Below are 20,450 nucleotides of genomic sequence, written 5' to 3' on the forward strand. Positions count from 1 at the left end.
CCAACGGCTACCCCACGGACCGCTGGTACACCGAGGGCGGCCTGCTCGAGGTCAGCGGCTACCTCGCGACCGGCGGCCACTCGGTGGGCGAATGGATGGCGCAGGGCGGTACCGTGACGGTGGCGGGCGGCGACCTGGTGACGCGCGCGGGCTCCAGCGTCAATCTCTCGGGCGGCACCCTGGATGTGGCGAGCGGCTTCATCAACCAGAGCTGGCTCAAGGGCAGCGACGGGCGGCTGTACGAGGTCTCGAGCGCGCCCGGGGACCTGCTCTACAAGGGCCTGTACCGCGGCTTCGAGGCCGAGCACGCGCGCTGGGGCAAGAACACCACCGACTACTTCTACAACCCGCTGATCGGGCCGCAGCGTCGCCTCGAGAACGGCTACACGGTCGGGCGCGATGCGGGCCGGCTGGTGGCGGCCACCCACAGCGCCGTGCTCGAGGGCTCGATCGTCGGAGAGACCTACCAGGGCCCGCAGCAGACCCAGGCCGCACAGGCGGACCTGGATGGCTACAACCAGTCGCAGAATGCGGTGGCGCGGCGCGGCGAACTGGTCGTCGGCCAGTACCGCCCGATCTTCGATGCCGCCAGCGGCGTGATCCGTCGTGGACTCGTGCCGGTGGTCGACAGCGTCGAGCTGGGCGAACCGGTGCCGGGCATCGCCGACGCGCTAGGGTTGTCCGATGCCGTGACCGCCGAGCGCCAGGGCATGGTGCTGCTCGATGCCGATTCCTTGACCGCGGCCTCGCTCGGCGCGGTGCGGATCGCGGCGAAGAAGAACATCGCCGTTGCAAGCTTGTTGCAGGTCAGCGATGGCGGAGAGATCGTGTTGTATGCGCCCTCGGTGGACGTGGCCGCGAACCTCACGGCCCACGGCGGAGCGATACGCATCGGCAACGTGCTGAAGCAGGTGCGCGACGCTGCGACGCCGCTCGATATCGGCATCGAGGTGCCGCAGGGCGCGCAAGCCGGCGTGTGGGTGCGCGAGGGCGTCACGCTCGATGCGACGGGTGTGCTGGGCGATCTGCGATCGGGCAGCGGCGCGCCGGCGGACCTTGCGCACATCGACGGGGGCCTGGTCAGCATCCGCTCGACCGAGAGCGTGACGCTGGAGAAGGGCTCGCTGATCGACGTGTCCTCGGGGGGCGTGGTGCAGCCGGACGGACGCATCCAGGGCGGCAAGGGTGGCTCGGTGCAGTTGGGCTCCGGGCTCGCGAGCACCGGCGCGGGCAATCGGGCGGCGGTGCTGACGCTCGACGGAGACATCCGGGGGTATGGCGTCCAAGGAGGAGGCACGCTGCAGATCGAATCGGCGAGCGCGATTGCGATCGGAGGCAAGGTGGTGCCGATCGATGGGGTGCTGCGGGCTGGAGAAGCAGCGCTCGCAGATCTGGTCCTGCTGAACGAACTCGAGATCAATGTGGCGGCGGGTGGCGTGCTGCCAGGGCGCTACAGCTACATCACGTCCGTTGCCAAGCCTGGAGAGGTGGTCGGGCCAACGGGGATCAAGTTGAACGTCTCCATCACGCTTGCAGCGGACTGGGTTCCGCCCGCGTCGCCACAAAAAATGCGTTACTCCATCGTGCTGAACGGTGTGGGTGCGTTCAGAACCCCAGAAGGAATCGAGATAAGCCAAGGATTCGGATTGCCCCCCCTGATCCTGGACCACATTCCCGCCGGCACGGTCGTCAGTTTCCCTTCCAGCTATGGTCTGGCGGACACTTTTGCGAACTATGTCGTTCCGGCCAATGTGTTCCCGTACGGCGTGCCGATTGCCGATCGCACGGTGCAGCTTGAGAGCGGCGATCGCGCGCCCTTCGACCTCACGGTGAAGCTGCCGCCCGGTTCGCGCCTGGCGGCCGGGACGGTGCTGCCCGCGGACACCGCCGTGGCGGGCACGACAACGCTTTCCACCGATCTGTTCCGCGGCGGCTTTTCCCGCTACGACGTGCGCGCCTACAACGGACTGGTCGTGCCGGACGGCGTCACGCTGGACGTCGAGATGCCGGTGCTGCGTGCGAGCGGACCCGTGCGCCCCGCGAGCGAAGGCCTGGGTGGCCTGCTCCAGCTCTGGCAGCCCGCGCTGTACCAGGACGACCCCACAGCGCGGGAAGTACAGCAGCGCCGCGGCGCGAGCATCTCGCTGTCCGCCGGTGTCGAGGGAGGGCGGATCGGTGGAGATCTTGGCAGCGTGCAAGCGCAAGTCGGCGATCCCGGCAACCTGTACGTGGGCAAGGATGCCGCGGTGCGCGTGGACCCGGGGCAGTCGATCGCCTTGTCGAGCCGAGGCGACCTGACCGTCGAGGGCCTGTTGCAAGCACGGGGAGGAAGCATCAGTCTGCTCGGGCCGGCGACCGAGCTCGCGGGATCGAAGATCGCGAATGGCGGCATCGCCGCCGACGGCAGGGCCAGCGCGCGCCGCATCCTCGTGGGCGAACAGGCCACCCTCGATGCATCGGCCGAAGTCCACACGGGGTACGACATCCAGGGGCAACCCTTCGGCCTCGTGCCCCGCGGTGGCAGCATCGTCATCGGTGGCGAGTTGCTGGAATCGACGAGCCGCGCCACGGCATCGGATGCCTTCGTGGTGATTCGCGAAGGCGCGGTGATCGATGCCTCCGGTGCACAGGCACCATTGAACGTGAATGGCGCGGGCGTGAAGACCGTCGTGAGCGACGGGGGGCGTATCCAGATCGCCTCGAGCAGCGGCCTGTATCTGGACGGAAGCCTGCGCGCGCATGCCGGCGGTGCCGGTGCCGCCGGCGGCAGTCTCGTGGTGGCCCTGGAAGCGCCCAACTACCGGAACGCCAATGAGGTGGTTCCGGACGCCGCGCTGCTGGCGGTGCGCGACCTGACCCTGGTCCAGAACCGCCCGGCGGGCGCCTCGGATGCGCAGGGCCTGACGCATGGTCACGCGGCGCTGGCCGTGAATCAGGTGCAGGACGGCGGCTTCTCGTCGCTGAGCCTCTACAGCAACGGCCTCGTCAGCTTCGGCGGGGACCTGAACCTCGCCATGGACAAGGAACTGCGCATCTACGCGGGCGCGCTGACGGTCGCGGCCGGCATGGATCCGATCCACAGCGTGTCGCTGTCGGCGCCCTACGTCCTGCTGGCGGGCATCACCGACAACGGCGCATCCGGCGAGGGCTACCTGCGTCCGTCCTACCAGGGCGGCGTGAGCACGCTGAGTTCCTCGGCCGTGCTGAGCGCCCAGGGCAAGCTGGTCGATATCAAGGGTGTCGTGACCTTCGGTGCGAACGATGCGGTGGGCGCCACCTCGGTCGATCGCGCGGGTTTCGACCGCGTGAACCTGATCAGCGAGGGCGATCTGCGCTTCGTCGAAGGCACGCGCATGCTGAGCGATGGGTCGTACGGCGCCGAGCTCAACACCACCGGCGACCTCACGCTGCGCGCGGCGCAGGTCTACCCCGCCACCGGTGTCTCGGCGCGCGTGCTAGCGGGCCGGGCCAGCGCCACGGCGTTCAAGCCGGACCGCCGCCTGGTCATCGAGCGTTACGACACCAGCGCGGCCGACCCGCAGCTGCCCTCTTCGGTCTTCGGCTCCATGCTGCTCAGCGCTGCCCGCATCGAACAAGGCGGCGTCCTGCGCGCCCCCTTGGGCTCGATCACGCTGGGCACGAACGGCGCGAGCACGCCCGGGTCGACCGCCTCGGTGCGCTTCGCGCCGGGCAGTCTCACGTCGATTTCCGCGGCGGGCCTCGTGATGCCCTATGGCGGCACGTCCGACGGGGTGAACTACGACCGCCTCGGCAGCCATGTGAAGTTGTCCGGTGTGGGCAGCGCCGGCTCCATTCTGGTGTCGGGCCAGAGCATCGCGGCGGAGGAGGGCGCGGTGCTCGACCTGTCGGGTGGCGGCGACTTGCGCGGCGCGGGCTTCGTCTCGGGGCGCGGCGGTTCCACCGACGCGCGGATGAATCCGCTGATGCAGGTGGGCCGCAACGGCTTCGTGCTGCCCGGCCTCGACAGCAACCCGGTCTATGCGATCGTGCCCGGCTATGCCTCGGCCTACGCGCCGGCCGATCGCGGTGGCGCGGTCGATCCACGCATCGGCCAGCAGGTCACGATCGGGGCCAACGACATCCTCGGCCTGCCGGCGGGCACCTACACCCTGCTGCCGTCGAACTATGCGCTGCTGCCCGGTGCCTTCCGCGTCGAGATCAACGGCCCCGCCACGGGACGCACGCCCAGCCGCGCCACGCCGATGCGCAACGGCTCCTACACCACGGCCGCCATCGTGGGCACCGCCAACACCGGTCTGGCGGACAGCCTGTCGAGCCAGCTCGTCGTGACCTCGGCCGACGTGCTGCGCAGCTACTCGCAGTACAACGAGACCAGCTACGCCGACTTCGTGCTGCAGCAGGCGGCATTGGCGAACACCGCGCGCGCCGCGTTGCCATCGGATGCCAGGAACCTGGAGTTCCGGCTGCCCTCGTCGCCGGACAGCCGCTTCAGCTTCAATGCGAAGGCGAACTTCGATGCCGGCAAGAACGGCTACCGCGGTACGGCCAACCTCGTCGCGACCGGCGCGAACGTCGGGGACGGCGCCCTCGAGATCCTGGCCGACGGCGCGCGCGCCACGCCCGATTTCGACGGCCTGTCGCTCCATGCCCGCGATCTCAATGCCATCGGCGCGGCACGCCTGACGGTGGGCGGCAACCTGCAGTCGACCTACGGCACGCCGACGGGCGGGGCCAACCTCAGCAACTATGTCGACGTCGGCGGGGAGACCGGCCGCATCGTGCTGCGCGAGGGCGCGATCCTCAAGGCCCCCGAGGTGTTCCTGGTCGCGGCCAGCACCACCGGCGGCATCAGCATCGAGGCCGGTGCGGGGATCAACACCATCGGCATGGGCAAGGCGCCCTACGACTCGACCAACGGCTATGTCTACCGCCCTGGCGCGGTGTCCGTGGTGGCGGCATCCAACGGATGGCTCAACATGCTGGCGCCGCTGCAGCAGGACGATCCCACGCTCCCGATGGGCGCGGGCCCGATCGCCATCGGCGCGTGCGGCACCGCCGTGCTCTGCCAGGGCACGACCGAGCTGTACTCCGAGGGTACGCTGCTGGCCGCCACGCGATCGAGCTTCGACATGAGCGACCGCGTGCGCTACGGCACGCGCAACCTGGTGCTGGCGGTCGGCACGGTCAATGCCGGCAGCAGCGAAGACCTCGCGGCCGCCGCGGCGCGCGGCGCGCTGACCGCCGGGCTCAGCCTGAACCAGGACCTGCTCGATCGACTGCTGCGCGGCGACACGGCCTACGGCGCGCCCGCGCTCGAGCGCCTGGTGCTGACCGCCGCCGAGTCGGTGAACTTCTTCGGCAGCGTGAGCCTCGACACCACCAACGCCGCGACCGGCAGGTCGTCCCTGAGCAACCTGGTGCTCTCCACGCCGGCCATCTACGGCCAGGGCGGCGCCGGCGACATGGCCCGCATCACCACCGCCAAGCTCACCTGGGCCGGTCTCGCGGGCGCTGCCCCGGCGCCGGTCACCGGTGGCCGGGGCACGGGCAGCGGCAGGCTCGCGATCAACGCCGACACGATCGAGTTCGGCTATGACCCGACATCGCAACCCAATGGCGTCGACGACTTCGGCCGCACCATCCTGGGCTTCGCCGACGTGCAGCTGAACGCGACGCAGCGCATCACCGCCAACCAGAAGGGCGCGCTCTCGGTGTACCAGTCGCAGGCGACAGGCACCGATGGGCCGCGCTACGAAGGCGGCAACCTGACCCTCACGGCCCCGCTCATCACGGGTGCCGGAGGCTCGGTCAACCGCATCGCCGCGGGCGGCTCGCTGCAGGTGCTGGCACCCGCGAGCGGCCGCGCCGATGCGTCGGCCACGAGCCTCGAAGCCGGCGTGCAGACCGGCGCGGAACTGAAGCTCCAGGGCGCCACGGTCCGTGTCGACACCACGGTGGCGCTGCCCAGCGGCAAGCTCGGCATCGTGGCCGAGGGCGACATCGTGCTGGGTGACTCCGCCTGGCTCGACCTGGCCGGGCGCGAGATCGCGCTGTTCGACGTGCGCCGCTACTCGTGGGGCGGCGACCTGACGCTGCGCAGCAGCGCGGGCAACATCACGCAGGCGGCGGGGTCGACCATCGACCTCTCGGCGCGGAACAACAACGCGGGCCTGCTGAGTGCCATCGCGCTCGACGAAGATGCGGGCCGCGTCGACCTGCGCGGCACGCTGCGCGCCGGCGCGAGCGGCCACTACGACGCGGGCGGCGCCCTGGTGCCCTACCGCGCGGGCGGCGTGGACATCCGCGCCCAGCAGCTGGGCGGCGGCGGCGCGCTCAGCGACGAGTTCGCGGCCCTCAACACACGGCTCAACGACGGCGGCTTCTTCGGCCAGCGCAGCTTCCAGCTCAAGCAGGGCGACCTGCGCATCGGCAACGAACTCAAGGCCCGCCAGATCAACGTGTCGGTGGACAACGGCCGGCTCGACGTGGTCGGCACCATCGATGCGAGCGGCGAGCAGGTCGGTAGCATCCGCCTCGCGGCCGCCAAGGGCCTCGCGCTGGCAGGCAGCGCCGTGCTCGACGCGCACGGCACGGTGCTGCGCGTGGACAGCCACGGCAAGATCATCGACAGCCCCAACCGCGCGATGGTGGAACTCGATGCCGGCAGCGGCACGCTGGTGCTGGGCGAGGGCGCGCGCATCGACCTGCGCCATGGCACCGGCTCGAGCGGCGGCGACGGCAGGAACCGCGGCACGCTGGACCTGTACGCACCGCGCATCGGCAGCGCAGGCGGCACGACGGACGCCGACGCGGCCACCTTCGGCGACATCGCCATCGATGCGCGCGGCAACCTGAACATCCAGGGCGCGCGCTCGATCGCCGTGTACGGCAAGCAGCGCTACAGCGACGCGCCTTTCGGCACCGACGCGGCCGCGAGCGGCCGGCCCTACCAGGTGATCGACCAGGCCTACCTGAACGCCAAGCATGGCGAGGCCACGCAGTTCGTCGACGGCGCGCTCGGCAACGGCAACCTGCTGAACACGAAGCTGGCCGGCCTCAACAACGCAAGCTACCGCGACGCCTTCCATCTGCGGCCCGCCATCGAGATCGCGAGCGCGACACCCGACGGCGACCTGGTCGTGCAGGGCGACCTGGACCTGTCGGGCTTGCGCTATGCGAGCCTGAATCCGAACACGCAGCGCACCGGCAGCTACGGCTCGGGCGAGGTCGGCATGCTGACCCTGCGCGCCGGCGGCAACCTGTCGATCTACGGCAGCATCAACGACGGCTTCGCGCCGCCGCCCGAGACGCCGGACGACGGCGGCTGGATCCTGACGCCGGGCGTGCAGGCCTTCGGCGGCGACGTGGTGGTGCCGGTGCCGGGCGTGACCCTGGCCGAGGGCACGGTCTACCCCGCGGGCAAGACGCTGAACTACGCGATCACGGTGAAGGACGTCACGCTGCCCGCGGGCACCGTGCTGCCGGGCGCGATCACGCTGGACCGCGAACTGATGCTGCCCTTCGGCACGGTGCTCGCGGCCGATGTGCGCGCGGCCGACGGCAGCGTGCTGCTGCCCGCGGGCCGGATGGTGGGCACCGGCGGGTTGGCACTGCCGGCGGGCGCGCAACTGCTGGCCGGCGCACGCCTGCCGGTGGCCGTGACGCTGGCGCGCCTGACCTGGCCCAAGGGCGCGAAGCTGCCGGTCGCGATGACGCAATCGGGCAGCCTGCTCCTGCCGGTGGGCGCATTGATCGCTTCGGGCACCAACGTGGCGCTGCCCGACGGCGCGTTGTCGGTCAATCTGCGTCCCGCGGATTCGACCGGGCACCAGGCCCGGAACTGGGCGCTGGCGCAGATGCTGCCGGAAGGTTCGCAGTCATGGAGCCTGCGCCTCGTCGCGGGCGCCGACCTGCAGGCGGCGGACAACCGTCTGACGCGGCTCGACGCGGGCAGCATCCTGCTTGCCGACACGCACTACACCGTGTTCAAGCAGACCGAGTTGCGGCGCGGTGGCGCCTGGTACTGGGCGCCCGGCAACATGTATAGCGGCGAACCGGGCACTCCCGCCCCCGATTGGGCCGATGACCCGACCTACAGCATCTGCGGCGAGGAGCCCGGACAGTGCGTACGCGTCTCGTGGGTGTGGGCGGACGGCAATATGTACAACGGCACGCCGGGCGTTCCGGTCGACGACTGGGCCGATGACCCGGGCTACAGCATCTGCGCGGAGGAACCCGGGCAGTGCGTGGCGGTGGGTGGCCCCGCCGGCGAGGTGGTGGTGGCCGTCACGCCCAAGGCGCCCGTCTTCAGCGTGCTGCGCACCGGCACGGGCGACCTGGACCTGGCCGCGGGCGGCAACTTCTCGATGCAGTCGCCCTACGGCGTGTACACAGCCGGCGCGCCCAGGAGCCTGGGCAGTGCCACGCTCGATGCCAACTACAACCTGGCGCGCGGCCTGCAGGCCAATGGCACTTCCGTGCTGTGGAACACCGCCGGCGACAAGACGCCCGCGTACGAGAAGCTGGTCAGCGGCACGGACAGCCTCTACAAGGCCTGGTATCCGGACGGCGGGGGCAACCTGTGGGTCGACGTCGGTGGCGATCTGACCGGCGATTCCTGGAGCGCCAGTGGGGAACTGGCCTCGGCCAGTTCGAGCGTGGGCAATTGGCTGTGGCGCCAGGGCACGGGCCATACGGCGGGGGTGAGCGACGTGCCGACGGCCTGGTGGATCAACTTCGGCACCTACAGCAACAACGAACAGACCGGTGGCGACGGCAAGCTGCTCTACTGGCCCGCCGTCACCGGCTTCACCGGGATGGGCACCCTGGGTGGCGGCGACGCCAACATCCGCGTCGGCGGCAACGCCGGGGTCATCACCACGCGCTCGACGACCGGTGTCGGCGGGAACGGCATGGCGCGCAGCCAGGGCGTGGTGCTCGCCGTGGGCAGCACCGGCCGGGTGTTGCCGGATGGCAGTCTCGTCCTGACGGGAGGCGGGGATCTGGACCTGCGCGTCGATGGAGGCTGGAACAGCAGCATCGAAGGGCGACTGGGTGGGCCCAACGGCGTTGGCGTGGCCCAGACGCAGGACCTGTATGGCAGGCTCGTCAACCTACGGGGCAGCCTCGCCATGTCGGCGGGACGGATCGGCACCGTGGAGCTGTTCTATGGTGCGGTACAGGATCCGAAGGAGGTTCGCGCATCGAATCCCTACGAAGCCAGCATTGCGCGCGCCACGGGCGGATTGATGCTGATGCAGGGCGACGCCGGCGCCAGCATCTCAAGCCGTGGGGACCTGGTGCTGGGCGGCACGGGAGATCCAGGCCTGGTGGCGACGCCGAACACCTTCGCATTCACGTCCGCGGCCGGCAACAGCTCCCGGGGGAGAAGCTGGTTCAGTCTGTGGACCGACCGGACGGCCCTCGATGTGTCGAGCGCGGGCGGCAACCTCGCTTTCGACACCCGCGCCAGCGAAACGGCCGCCAGCTTCAGCGGGACCGAATGGGACTACGTGAGCAATGGGGGTTGGTACCTGTTGCCGGGACGTGTCAGTGCGGTCGCGACCATGGGGAGCATCTACTACGGACCTTCGGCCGCCACGGCCATCACCGGCGGTGCGAGCAGTGCGCAGCAATGGAACAGCAGCCTGTTGCTGGCCCCGCTGGGCGAGCGCCGCATGGAGTTGCTGGCGGGCGGCTCGCTGTATGGCGGCGGCTACGCCATCAGTTCGTCCGGCGCGAACGCATCGGCCACCGCGACGATCGAGCATCCGGGCTTTGTGGGCTTCGACAGCGCGGGGGGGATCCTGATTTCCAATGTTTCCGGGCTTGCACCTGTGCCGCTCATCAGGCTTTCGCCGCTGTTCGCATTCGATGTCAACAGCCTCAGTGCCGATGCCAGCGTCTCGGCCAGTCCTTCCACCCCCTCGCGCTTCTACGCAGCCAATGGAGACATCATCGGGCTGCGAACCGGCACGGTGGTGACCTTCACCGGCACGACCGGTCCCCGCGCGGGTCAGGTCGACTACGTGGCATCCGGACCGGTGGCCGTGAAGGCGGGACGGGACATCGTGTATGCCGGCATGCGCAGCAACGACGCGCCGCTGGAGCTCCCCGGCTTGGCGAATCCCGATTCCCCGGCCCAGGGCCGCGGCAACCTGATCGTCCACACCCACCAGAACGACGTCTCCGTGATCCAGGCCGGCCGCGACATCCTCTATGCGAACTTCGAGGTCGCCGGACCCGGCACCCTCGAGATCTCCGCGGGCCGCAACCTGGTCCAGGACGACTTGGCCAACCTCACGAGCATCGGCCCCGTGGTCGCGAGCGATACGCGCCCCGGTGCCGGCATCGTCGTGCAGGCCGGCCTCGGGGCCCAGGGCGCCAACTACATGGGCCTGCTGAAGAAGTACCTGGACCCCGCCAACCTCGCGGCCTCGGGCACGCCGCTGGCGGACCAGGGCGACAAGGTCGCGAAGACCTATGGCGCCGAGCTGTCGGCGTGGCTGTCCGGGCGCTACGGCTTCCAGGGCTCCGCGGAAGAAGCCCTGGCCTACTTCGCCGCCCTGGCGCCCGAGCAGCAGCGCATCTTCGCGCGCCAGGTCTATTTCGCCGAGTTGCGCGAGGGTGGCCGTGAATACAACGACGCCAACGGACCGCGCTTCGGCAGCTACCTGCGCGGGCGCAACGCCATCGCCGCGATGTTCCCGCAGCGCGGCGCCGACGGGCAGGACATCGGCTACCAGGGCAACCTGCTGATGTATGGCGGCTCCGGCATCCACACCAACCTCGGCGGCGACATCCAGGTGCTGACCCCGGGCGGTGCCCAGACCTACGGCATCGAAGGCGCGGCACCGCCTTCGACCGCCGGCCTGATCACGCGCGGCCAGGGCAGCATCGATCTCTATGCGCTCGGCAGCATCCTGCTGGGCCAGAGCCGTGTCATGACCACCTTCGGCGGCGACATCCTGGCCTGGTCGGCCGAGGGCGACATCAACGCCGGCCGCGGCTCGAAGACCACCGTGGTCTTCACGCCGCCGCGGCAGGTGTACGACGGCATTGGCAACATGAAGATCTCGCCCGAGGTGCCCAGCACGGGCGCGGGCATCGCCACGCTCGCGCCGCTGCCCGAGGTACCGCCCGGCGACATCGACCTGATCGCGCCGCTGGGCACCATCGACGCGGGCGAGGCCGGCATCCGCGTCTCGGGCAACGTCAACATCGCCGCGCTGCGCGTGGTGAACGCCGAGAACATCCAGGTGCAGGGCAAGTCGAGCGGGCTGCCGGTGGTCGCGGCGGTGAACGTGAGCGCGTTGTCCAACGCCAGCGCGGCCGCGAGTTCGGCGGCGGCCGCGGCGCAGGACGCGATACAGCGCGACCGCGCCGAGGCGAGGAAGGCCTTGCCCTCGGTCTTCACGGTGCGCGTGCTGGGCTTCGGCAACGAGCCCGCGGAAGGCAGCGATCGAAGCGCGCCGACGCCGGCGACGAACCGCGGCGAGCAGCAAGGTCGCAATGCCCAGGTTCCCTACCAGACCCGCAGCTTCGTGCAGATCGCCGCGCACGGCGACGCGGTCGACCCGGCCGTGATGTCGAAGCTGACCGAGGCCGAGCGGCGCGATCTGCGCCAGGGCAAGTAGCGGCCGTGTCCATGTTGGACATGAATGCCTGGTTCTGCTTCGAAGCCTCCGCGGTGGAGGATGTCGAGGCGACGGCCGCGGATGCGGATCGCGGGACGCTGGGGCTGCGCGACGTGCTGGTGGCGAACTACGGCCGCCTGCACCAGCGCCTGCTGCGGCACCTGGGCGATGCCGACCTGGCCAGCGACTGCCTGCACGATGCCTGGGTGCGCCTGGGCGACGCCACGCACGAAGCGGTGCGCAATCCCGAGGCCTATGTTTACCGCGTGGCCTGCAACCTCGCGATGGACCAGTTGCGCCGCAACCGGGCCGCGCAATACACCAGTGATGCCGAAGCCGGGATCGACGGCCTGCCCGATCCCGCGCCGGGGCCGGAGCTGATCGCCGAGGCACGCTCCGACGTGCTGGCGGTGGACCGCGCCATCCAGAGCCTGCCGCGCCGCCATCGGGCGGTGCTGGTCGCGTTGCGCATCGACGAGATGAGCCGTCAGGAGGTGGCGTCGCGCTACCGGCTGTCGCTGCGCGGCGTGGACACCGCGCTGCGCCATGCGCTCACATGCTGCAACAGCATGCACTGACGCCCGCCGCGTCGCGGGCGAAGCCCACGGTAGCATCCACCCATGCTCCCCAGCCTGCTCTCGACCTTCGCCGACCTGATCCTCTTCATGGGCCTGTCCTGGGCCATCTGGCGCGCCCTCGGGCGCTCGGTGCCGATCGCGGTGCTGCCGATCATCATCGGCCTGCTGCTCGCGGCCACTGGCGTGCTGCCCAAGGCCGCCGGCATTCCGTCGGCGGGCGGCGACTTCATCGGCTGGATCGGCGTGCTGCTGCTGGCTTTCACGGCCGGACTCGAAACGCGGCAGACGGTGCACCTGCCGGGCGCGGCCGACCTGCCGCCGGCACAGCCCGGCGAGACGCTGCGCTTCGTTGCCAGCGCGGTGATGGCGCTGCTGCTGCCGTTCGCGGTGGGCACGCTGGCCGCCAAGCTCTGGTTCAACCACCTGCCGGGCTGGGCCGCGCCGCATGGCGGGCAGTGGTGGGGCGCGCTGGCGATCGGGCTGTGCCTCGCGGTCAGCGCGCTGCCGGTGCTGATCGGCATCGTGCGCGAGCTCGGGCCGCTGCACCGGCCGCTGACGCGCATCGCGCTGCGCATCGCGGTGCTCGACGACGCGGTGCTCTGGATCGGGCTGGCGCTGCTGCTGCTGGCGGCCGAGGGACAGGCGTTGCTGGCCGGCTCCTGGGTCAAGCCGGCCCTCGCGATCGCGCTGGCCGCGACGCTGGCGGGCATCGCGGCGGTCGCGCGCAAGGCGACGCGCGAGCCGCCGGCCTGGGCGATCTGGCTCGCGATGCCGCTGTTCCTCGCGGCCGGCGCCTGGTCGAGCTCGCAGCTGGGCCTGCACGAACTGCTCGGCGCCTACTTCGCGGGCGCGATCGTGCCGGCGGCCTGGTCGCGGCGGCTGCCGGCGGAGCGCCTCGGCAAGTTCGCATTGATCGGCCTGGCGCCGGTGTTCTTCGGCCACAGCGGGCTCAAGATCGACGGCAGCGTGCTGGGCTGGGCCTCGCTGCAGGCCTCGGCCACGCTGCTGGTGCTGGCGGTGGGCGCCAAGCTGGTGGCGGTGCTGGCGTGCTCGCCGGCCAAGTGGCTGTCGCGGCGCGAGGCGCTCGCGGTGGGCACGCTGCTGCAATGCAAGGGGCTGATGGAGATCGTGGCCGCGACGATCCTGCGCGACAAGGGCCTGCTGTCGGAACATGCCTTCGCGGCCCTGGTCACGCTCGCGGTGCTGTCGACCCTGCTGACCGGTCCGGCCTTCCGCTGGATCGTGCGGCGCGTGGCGCCGGTGGAGAACACCAACGGACGCCCGGCCTCCCACTGAAGCGCGGGGCTTCCGAAAAGACTTGCCTGCCGTGCATGCGGGACTGCTACAGTAGCGCGGACGACGCCGCGAGGCCTCGACATTGACATGGAGCAGTGAAGCTCCCAGCGGCCTTGAAGGCTGCTGGGAGCTTTTTTCATTGGGAGTCCTGATGTGACCGGATCCAAACCACAACCCTGGCGAGTCGGGGTGCTTTTCTCATCGACGGGCGTGACCGCGGCCGTCGAGCGCACGCAGCAGGCCGCGACACTGCTCGCGATCGAGGAGGTCAACGCGAGCGGCGGCGTGCTCGGGCGGCCGATCGAGCCCGTGGTGCTCGACCCGGCCTCGCGGCCGCCGCGCTACCGCGAGCTGGCCAAGCAGCTGTGCGACCAGGCTGGCGTGGCGGTGATCTTCGGCTGCTACATGTCGAGCACGCGCAAGGCGGTGCTGCCGGTGGTCGAGGCGCATCGCGCGCTGCTGTTCTATCCCACGCTCTACGAAGGCTTCGAGTACTCGCCGAACTGCGTCTACACGGGCGCGGCGCCGAACCAGAACTCGGTGCAGCTGGTGCGCTACCTCACGAGCCATTTCGGCAAGCGGCTGTTCCTGATCGGCTCGGACTACGTCTACCCCTACGAATCCAACCGGATCATCGCGGACCTGTTCCGCCAGGCCGGCGGCGAGGTGCTCGACGAGATGTACGTGCCGCTGCGGGTGGCCGACATCGACATGCCGAAGGTGATCCGGCGCATCGAGGCCGCGCAGCCCGACGTCGTCTACTCGACCGTGGTCGGCGACGGCATCGCGCGCTTCTACGAGGCCTACGGCGAGGCGGGCTTCGACCAGCAGACGCACCCGATCGCGAGCCAGTCGACGCAGGAGGCCGAGATCGCGCAGATGTCGGCGCGCGCGGCCGCGGGCAGCATCACGGCGGCGCCTTACTTCTCGACCCTGCAGACGCCGGCCAACCTCCGATTCGTCGCGGCCTGGCGCAAGCGCTTCGGCACCGGCCTGCCGATCACGGCCTGCGCGGAGTCGGCCTACTTCCAGGTGATGCTCTATGCGCAGACGCTCGAGCGCGCGGGCAGCGACCGGCTCGAGGCGATGCTGCCGCACCTGCACGAGCACGAGTTCGACGCGCCGCAGGGCCGGGTGCGCATCGACCAGGAGAACCACCACACCTACCTCTGGCCGCGCGTGGCGCGCGTGGATGCGCAGGGCACGTTCCAGGTGGTGGACGATCCGGGCCTGCGCGTGAAGCCCGATCCCTACATGTACGAGAACCGGTTCGATCCGCTCGCGGGACGGCCGGCCTGAGGGAAGCGGAGGCGCCATGACCATTTCGCTGCTGCGCGAACTGCCCGAGCTCAAGATCGTCGTCGTCCATCCGCCGGACGAGGAGGGCGATGCCCTCGTCAGCCACCTGCGCCGCGTGGGCTGCATGGTCAGCATGGCCTGGCCCATGCCGGCCGCCGTCCCGCCCAATGTCGACGTGCTGTTCCTGCTCGTCGAAGGCGAGTCGCGCCAGGCCACCGAGGCGCTGCTCAAGTCGATGCCGCGGCCCGAACCGACGGTGATCGCGATCGTCAACTACGAGGACCCGACCACCCTGCAGCTGGTGCTCGAGAGCGCGGCCTTCGCGGTGGTGCAGAAGCCGATCAAGCCCTTCGGCCTGCTCGCGCACCTGGTGACCGCGCGCAGCCTGTGGGCCGAGCGCCAGGCGATGCTCAAGGAGAACCGCAAGCTGCGCCGCAAGATCACGAGCGATCAGGCCATGAGCCGCGCGAAGACGATCCTCATGGCCTCCAAGGGCATCAGCGAGGGCGAGGCCTACCAGGCGATCCGCGCGCAGGCGATGGCCAAGCGCCTGTCGATGGAACAGATCGCGAGTTCGATCATCAACATGGAAACCCTGTTGCACCCGTCGCCTTAACTCGCTAGCATGACTGCATCGAGTCGGTCCTCCGGCTCGGTGGCTGCATCCCCTTGATTCGTCAGGCGCCGATGCAGCCGGCACCGGGAACCATGTGTGTTCTCCGGTCCACCTGGCAATGAAGCCCACGCCGCGGTCCCCACCGCGTTGTGGGTTTTTTTTCGCCTGCGCCCGACAGTGCTGTCGGCTGGTTCCACCCATCGAGCTCTTCAACCATTCGTCAGCGCATGGTCGCTGCGTCACGTCCTGAGGTCCCATCATGTTGACAACCAACCGTCGCCACTTCCTCGTTTCCTCGGCTGCTTCCGCGGCTGCCCTCTCGTCGCCCGCGCTGATGCGCAGCGCCTACGCGGCCGACACCATCAAGGTCGGCGCGCTCTATTCGCAGACCGGCGGTCTGTCGATCGTCGAGAAGATGCTCGCCAACGGCGTGCGCATGGCCGTGGCCGAGATCAACGCCGCGGGCGGCGTGATGGGCCGCCAGGTCGAGGTGGTGCTCGAGGACGGCGCCTCCGACCCGAAGACCTTCAACGAGAAGGCCTCGAAGCTGATCACGCGCGACCGCATCGAGACCGTGTTCGGCTGCCACACCTCGGCCAGCCGCAAGGCGGTGCTGCCGGTGTTCGAGCGCCGCAACGCGATGCTGTTCTATCAAACCCACTACGAAGGCTTCGAGTGCTCGAAGAACGTGGTCTACAGCGGCGCGGTCGCCAACCAGCAGCTGGCCAACTACGTGCCGTGGATCGTCGAGAAGCTCGGCAAGAAGAAGTTCTTCATCGTCGGCTCCAACTACGTCTATCCGCGCGAGATGTCGAAGGTCAGCAAGAAGCTGATCGAGCAGTCGGGCGCCAAGTGGGTGGCCGACGAATACCTCGAGCTCGGCCATTCGGAATGGGCCTCGGTGGTGCGCAAGATCAAGGAGTCGGGCGCCGACGTGGTGCTCTCGCACGTGGTGGGCGACTCGCTCGTGGCCTTCTACCGCGAGTACAAGAACCAGGGCATGTCGCAGGCCGCGGTGCCGATCTGCGCCACCGTGATCAGCGAAATCGAGATCGCGGCCATGGGCGGCGAGTACGCGGCCGGCAGCTACACCTCGGTGCCGTACTTCATGTCGATCGACACGCCGGCCAACAAGTCCTTCATCGAGCGCTACCGCAAGTTCGTCAACGACCCCAAGGCCGTGACCTACCACTCGCTCGAAGCCGCGTACTTCCAGGTCTTCCTCTGGAAGCAGGCGGTGGAGGCCGGCAAGGCCACCACGGCCGACGCCATCCGCGCCCACATCGGCGGCCAGAGCTACGACGCGCCCGGCGGCAAGGTGCGCATCGATCCCGAGAGCCTGCATGCCTGGGTCACGCCGCGCATCGGCCAGTGGCAGGCCGACGGCCAGAGCAAGGTGGTCGACGCGAGCCCGCAACCGGTGCGGCCGCTGCCGTACTTCGCCTACGGCGAGACCGACGCCAACCTGATCTGCAAGCGCAACGGCGCCGCGCCGGTCAAGGCCTGAAGAGCCGGCCGCGGGCGCGGCGGCATGTGCCGTGCCCGCATTCACCCTCGAGAGAAAGACTTCCGATGTTGGACGTACTCCTGATCGGGCTCAGCATGGGCTCGATTCTTCTGCTGGCCGCGCTCGGCCTGGTCATCATCTACGGCGCGATGGGCGTGGTGAACATGGCGCACGGCGAGATGATCATGGTCGGCGCCTATGCCGCGGTGCTGGCGCAGATCTGGCTCGGGCTCGGGCTGTTCGCCGCGATCCCGATCGCCTTCGTGGTCGCCGCCGCGCTCGGCCTGCTGATCGAACGCTGCGTGGTGCGGCGCCTCTACGGCCGGCTCGGCGACACGCTGCTCGCCACCTGGGGCGTGGCGATCCTGGTGCAGCAGGCGGTGCGGCTCGAAGGCGGCCTGGCCTTCTTCGGCATCCACATCGAAGGGCTGGGGCCGGGGCTGCAGAACATGCCGATTCCCGCCGTGCTGCAGGGCGCGGTGATGGTCGGCGACACGCCGATCAATGCCTACCGCGCCTTCATCGTGGCCTGCACCGTGGTGCTGACCTTCGCGACCTGGCTGCTGCTCTACCGCACGCGCATCGGCATGCAGGTGCGCGCCATCATCCGCAACCCGCGCATGGCCGCGGCCTGCGGCATCGACGTGCAGCGCGTCAACGCCTGGACCTTCGCCTTCGGCGCCGGCCTGGCCGGCATCACCGGCGTGCTGGTGGCGGGCTTCAAGACCGTCTCGCCCGACATGGGCACGGCGCTCGTGGTCGACAGCTTCCTGGTGGTGGTGTCTGGCGGCGTCGGCAGCCTGCTCGGCGCGGTCGTCACCTCGATCGGCCTCGGCGAGGTCACGGGCGTGGTGGCGGCGGTCAGCAACGACATCCTCGCGCGCGCGGTGGTGTTCGGCCTGGTGATCCTGCTGATCGTGGTGCGGCCGCAGGGCCTCTTCTCGTTCAAGGGGCGGTGAGCGGCATGGGCACTCCTCTGGACCGGCGCGCGACCTTCGCCGCCTACGCAATCTTCCTGGCCCTGGTCGCGCTGGCACCGCTGGTGCTCGACGGCTTCTGGCTCAATCGGCTCGCCAAGTACCTGGTGTTCGGCATGCTCGGCATCGCCGTCGCCATGAGCTGGGGCTATGCCGGCATCCTGAACCTGGGGCAGGGGCTGTTCTTCGGCCTCGGCGCCTACATGCTGGCCATGTCGCTGAAGATGGCCAGCCCCACCAGCCTGCAGCATGGCGGTGCCAACCCGGTGCCGGACTTCATGCTGTCGAACGCGCAGCCCGGCGCCACCGTCGACCTGTGCTGCATCAACCCGGGCGCCTTCCTGTGGCAGCCGTTCCAGTCGCAGGGGTTCGGCCTCGCCATGGGCCTCGTGCTGCCGGCGCTGGTGGCCTTCGTGCTCGGCGCGCTGCTGTTCCGCAAGCGCATCGCGGGCGTGTTCGTGTCGATCGTCACGCTGGCCCTGGTGCTGCTGGTGCGCCTGCTGCTGGTCGATGCGCAGCCGATCACCAACGGCTTCAACGGGCTGTCGGACCTGGCCTGGCTGCGCATCGCGGGGCACGAGCTCGATCCCTACGGCGTGTCGACCTACTACCTGGTCGCGGGCGTGCTCGCCGTGGTGCTGGTCGGTGCGCGCGCGCTGCTCGCCACGCGCGCCGGCGTGATCCTGCGCGCCACCTCGGGCGATCCGCAGCGCGCGCGCTACCTGGGCTTCGACGTGGCGCACTACCAGACCTTCTTCTTCGCGCTGTCGGCGGCCATCGCCGCGGTGGCCGGGATGCTCTACGTGGTGGTGGCCGAGTTCGCCTCGCCCACCTTCATGGACCTGAGCTTCTCGATCACCATGGTGGTGTGGGCCGCGGTGGGCGGGCGCGCCTCGCTGCTGGGCGCGTGCATCGGCGCGATCCTGATCAATATGCTCGAGGCCACGGCGAGCGAGACCCAGTCGCTGGTCGAGGCCTGGCGCGTGATCGTCGGGCTCACCTTCGTGCTGGTGGTGCTGTACCTGCCCAAGGGCATGGCGGGCTGGGCGCACGACCTGCTCGAGCGCATCGGTCAGCGCCGTGCCAGCGGAGGTGCGCCATGAGCGACATCGCACTCGAACTGCATGCGCTGGGCGTGAGCTTCGGCGGCTTCAAGGCGGTGGACGGCGTGTCGCTGCGCGTGGCCGAGGGCGAGTTGCGCGTGCTGCTGGGCGCCAACGGCGCGGGCAAGACCACGCTGATGGACCTGATCTCGGGCAAGACGCGCAGCACCGAGGGCCGGGTCGAGCTGCACGGGCGCGACCTCACGAACTGGCCCGAGTACCGGATCGCGCGCGCGGGCATCGGCCGCAAGTTCCAGATCCCGAGCGTGTTCCGCGAGCTCACGGTGCGCCACAACCTGTGCGTGGCCGCGAGCCGCGAGCCCTCGATCCTGCGCAACCTGCGCTGGGGCTTCGGGCGCGAGACCGACCGCCGCGTCGACGAGATCCTGGCGCTGGCCGGCCTGGAGGATGTGCAGCAGCAGCAGGCCGGCGACCTGAGCCACGGCCAGACGCAGTGGCTGGAGCTGGGCCTTCTGATCGCGCAGCAGCCGAAGGTGATCCTGCTCGACGAACCCACGGCCGGCATGACGGCCGGCGAGACGCGCAAGACCGCGCAGATCCTCAAGAGCCTGCGCGGGCGCCACACCATCCTGGTGGTGGAGCACGACATGGCCTTCGTGCGCGACATCGCCGAGCGCATCACCGTGCTGCACCTGGGCCGCGTGCTGGCCGAGGGCAGCGTCGCCGAGATCGAGCGCGACGCGCGCGTCCGGCAGGCCTACCTGGGCTCCCACGGAATCTCCCACGCGATCGGAACGCCATGCTGACACTCTCCAACGTCGACAGCTACTACGGCCGCAGCCACGCGCTGCAGGACGTGAGCCTCTCCATCCCGAAGGGGAAGATCACCGCCATCCTCGGGCGCAACGGCATGGGCAAGACCACGCTGCTGCGCACCCTGATGGGCAGCATGGTGCGCGCCACGGGCCGCATCGAACTCGACGGCCTGCGCATCGACGGGCTGCCCACGCACCTGCGCGCGCGCGGCGGCATCGCCTACGTGCCGCAGGGGCGCGAGATCATCCCGGACTTCAGCGTGCGCCAGAACATCCTGATGGGCGCCTTCTCGGGCCGGGGGCCGCGCGCGATCCCGCCGCTGGCGCTCGAGCTGTTCCCGTACCTGGCGGCCAACCTCGACCGGCCCGGCGGCGTGCTGTCGGGCGGCCAGCAGCAGCAGCTCGCGCTGGCGCGCGCCCTCGCGGCGCAACCCAGCGTGATGCTGCTCGACGAGCCCAACGAGGGCATCCAGCCCTCGGTGGTGCAGGAGATCGAGGCCGCGATCGCGCGCATGAACCGCGAGCTCGGCCTGACGATGGTGCTGGTCGAGCAGAACATCGACTTCGTGCGCCGCGTGGCCAGCGGCTTCGCCATGTTCGAGAAGGGAACCATCGTCGAGAGCGGTCCCATCGAGCAGCTGAGCGACGAGATCATCGATCGCCACATGACCTTCTGAATT

The 20,450-nt window shown here is 69.9% G+C and carries 10 protein-coding genes; all 10 read left to right on the forward strand.

All coding sequences use genetic code 11. The annotated features are described in order from the left end of the window. The first annotated feature begins 83 nt into the window (after nucleotides 1-83). The 10 genes from ACODT0_RS39640 to ACODT0_RS39685 all read left to right on the forward strand — a co-directional run bounded on the left by ACODT0_RS39640 (nucleotide 84) and on the right by ACODT0_RS39685 (nucleotide 20,447). Nucleotides 84-11,618, forward strand: a complete 11,535-nt coding sequence (locus tag ACODT0_RS39640) for a filamentous hemagglutinin family protein (protein ID WP_489043823.1) — start codon at nucleotides 84-86, stop codon at nucleotides 11,616-11,618. 11 nt (nucleotides 11,619-11,629) lie between these two features. Next, nucleotides 11,630-12,196 carry an RNA polymerase sigma factor gene (locus tag ACODT0_RS39645; protein WP_082321724.1) on the forward strand — a complete coding sequence of 189 codons (567 nt, stop codon included), beginning with the start codon at nucleotides 11,630-11,632 and terminating at the stop codon, nucleotides 12,194-12,196. A gap of 42 nt (nucleotides 12,197-12,238) precedes the next feature. Next, nucleotides 12,239-13,492 carry a cation:proton antiporter gene (locus tag ACODT0_RS39650; RefSeq protein WP_296735744.1) on the forward strand — a complete coding sequence of 418 codons (1,254 nt, stop codon included), beginning with the start codon at nucleotides 12,239-12,241 and terminating at the stop codon, nucleotides 13,490-13,492. 153 nt (nucleotides 13,493-13,645) lie between these two features. After that, nucleotides 13,646-14,791: a transporter substrate-binding domain-containing protein gene (locus tag ACODT0_RS39655; RefSeq protein ID WP_296735746.1), complete on the forward strand. Its 1,146-nt coding sequence runs from the start codon at nucleotides 13,646-13,648 to the stop codon at nucleotides 14,789-14,791. Between the two features lie 16 nt (nucleotides 14,792-14,807). Continuing rightward, nucleotides 14,808-15,407, forward strand: a complete 600-nt coding sequence (locus ACODT0_RS39660; RefSeq protein ID WP_057591909.1) for an ANTAR domain-containing response regulator — start codon at nucleotides 14,808-14,810, stop codon at nucleotides 15,405-15,407. Nucleotides 15,408-15,666: 259 nt separating this feature from the next. After that, nucleotides 15,667-16,914: a transporter substrate-binding domain-containing protein gene (locus tag ACODT0_RS39665; protein ID WP_261210604.1), complete on the forward strand. Its 1,248-nt coding sequence runs from the start codon at nucleotides 15,667-15,669 to the stop codon at nucleotides 16,912-16,914. Nucleotides 16,915-16,979: 65 nt separating this feature from the next. Next, on the forward strand, nucleotides 16,980-17,873 hold the full coding sequence (gene urtB / locus ACODT0_RS39670) for an urea ABC transporter permease subunit UrtB (protein ID WP_057591911.1): 894 nt from the start codon (nucleotides 16,980-16,982) through the stop codon (nucleotides 17,871-17,873). 5 nt (nucleotides 17,874-17,878) lie between these two features. Further along, nucleotides 17,879-18,994: an urea ABC transporter permease subunit UrtC gene (gene urtC, locus ACODT0_RS39675; protein WP_296735750.1), complete on the forward strand. Its 1,116-nt coding sequence runs from the start codon at nucleotides 17,879-17,881 to the stop codon at nucleotides 18,992-18,994. Then, the gene (gene urtD, locus ACODT0_RS39680; RefSeq protein WP_296735752.1) at nucleotides 18,991-19,761 is read left to right on the forward strand and encodes an urea ABC transporter ATP-binding protein UrtD; all 771 of its coding nucleotides are present in this window, start codon (nucleotides 18,991-18,993) and stop codon (nucleotides 19,759-19,761) included. The genes urtC and urtD overlap by 4 nt, the downstream gene beginning before the upstream one ends. After that, the gene (locus tag ACODT0_RS39685) at nucleotides 19,755-20,447 is read left to right on the forward strand and encodes an ATP-binding cassette domain-containing protein (RefSeq protein ID WP_057591914.1); all 693 of its coding nucleotides are present in this window, start codon (nucleotides 19,755-19,757) and stop codon (nucleotides 20,445-20,447) included. Before urtD ends, ACODT0_RS39685 begins: the two co-directional genes overlap by 7 nt. The last annotated feature ends 3 nt before the right edge of the window (nucleotides 20,448-20,450 follow it).

This window comes from Variovorax sp. FG153 (genome assembly GCF_057809595.1).

Bases quoted from the DNA above. Each gene is read 5' to 3' on its own strand.
- ACODT0_RS39645 (WP_082321724.1), top strand. From the start codon at position 11,630: ATGTTGGACATGAATGCCTGGTTCTGCTTCGAAGCCTCCGCGGTGGAG.
- ACODT0_RS39650 (WP_296735744.1), top strand. From the start codon at position 12,239: ATGCTCCCCAGCCTGCTCTCGACCTTCGCCGACCTGATCCTCTTCATG.
- ACODT0_RS39660 (WP_057591909.1), top strand. From the start codon at position 14,808: ATGACCATTTCGCTGCTGCGCGAACTGCCCGAGCTCAAGATCGTCGTC.
- ACODT0_RS39665 (WP_261210604.1), top strand. From the start codon at position 15,667: ATGTTGACAACCAACCGTCGCCACTTCCTCGTTTCCTCGGCTGCTTCC.
- urtB (WP_057591911.1), top strand. From the start codon at position 16,980: ATGTTGGACGTACTCCTGATCGGGCTCAGCATGGGCTCGATTCTTCTG.
- urtC (WP_296735750.1), top strand. From the start codon at position 17,879: ATGGGCACTCCTCTGGACCGGCGCGCGACCTTCGCCGCCTACGCAATC.
- urtD (WP_296735752.1), top strand. From the start codon at position 18,991: ATGAGCGACATCGCACTCGAACTGCATGCGCTGGGCGTGAGCTTCGGC.
- ACODT0_RS39685 (WP_057591914.1), top strand. From the start codon at position 19,755: ATGCTGACACTCTCCAACGTCGACAGCTACTACGGCCGCAGCCACGCG.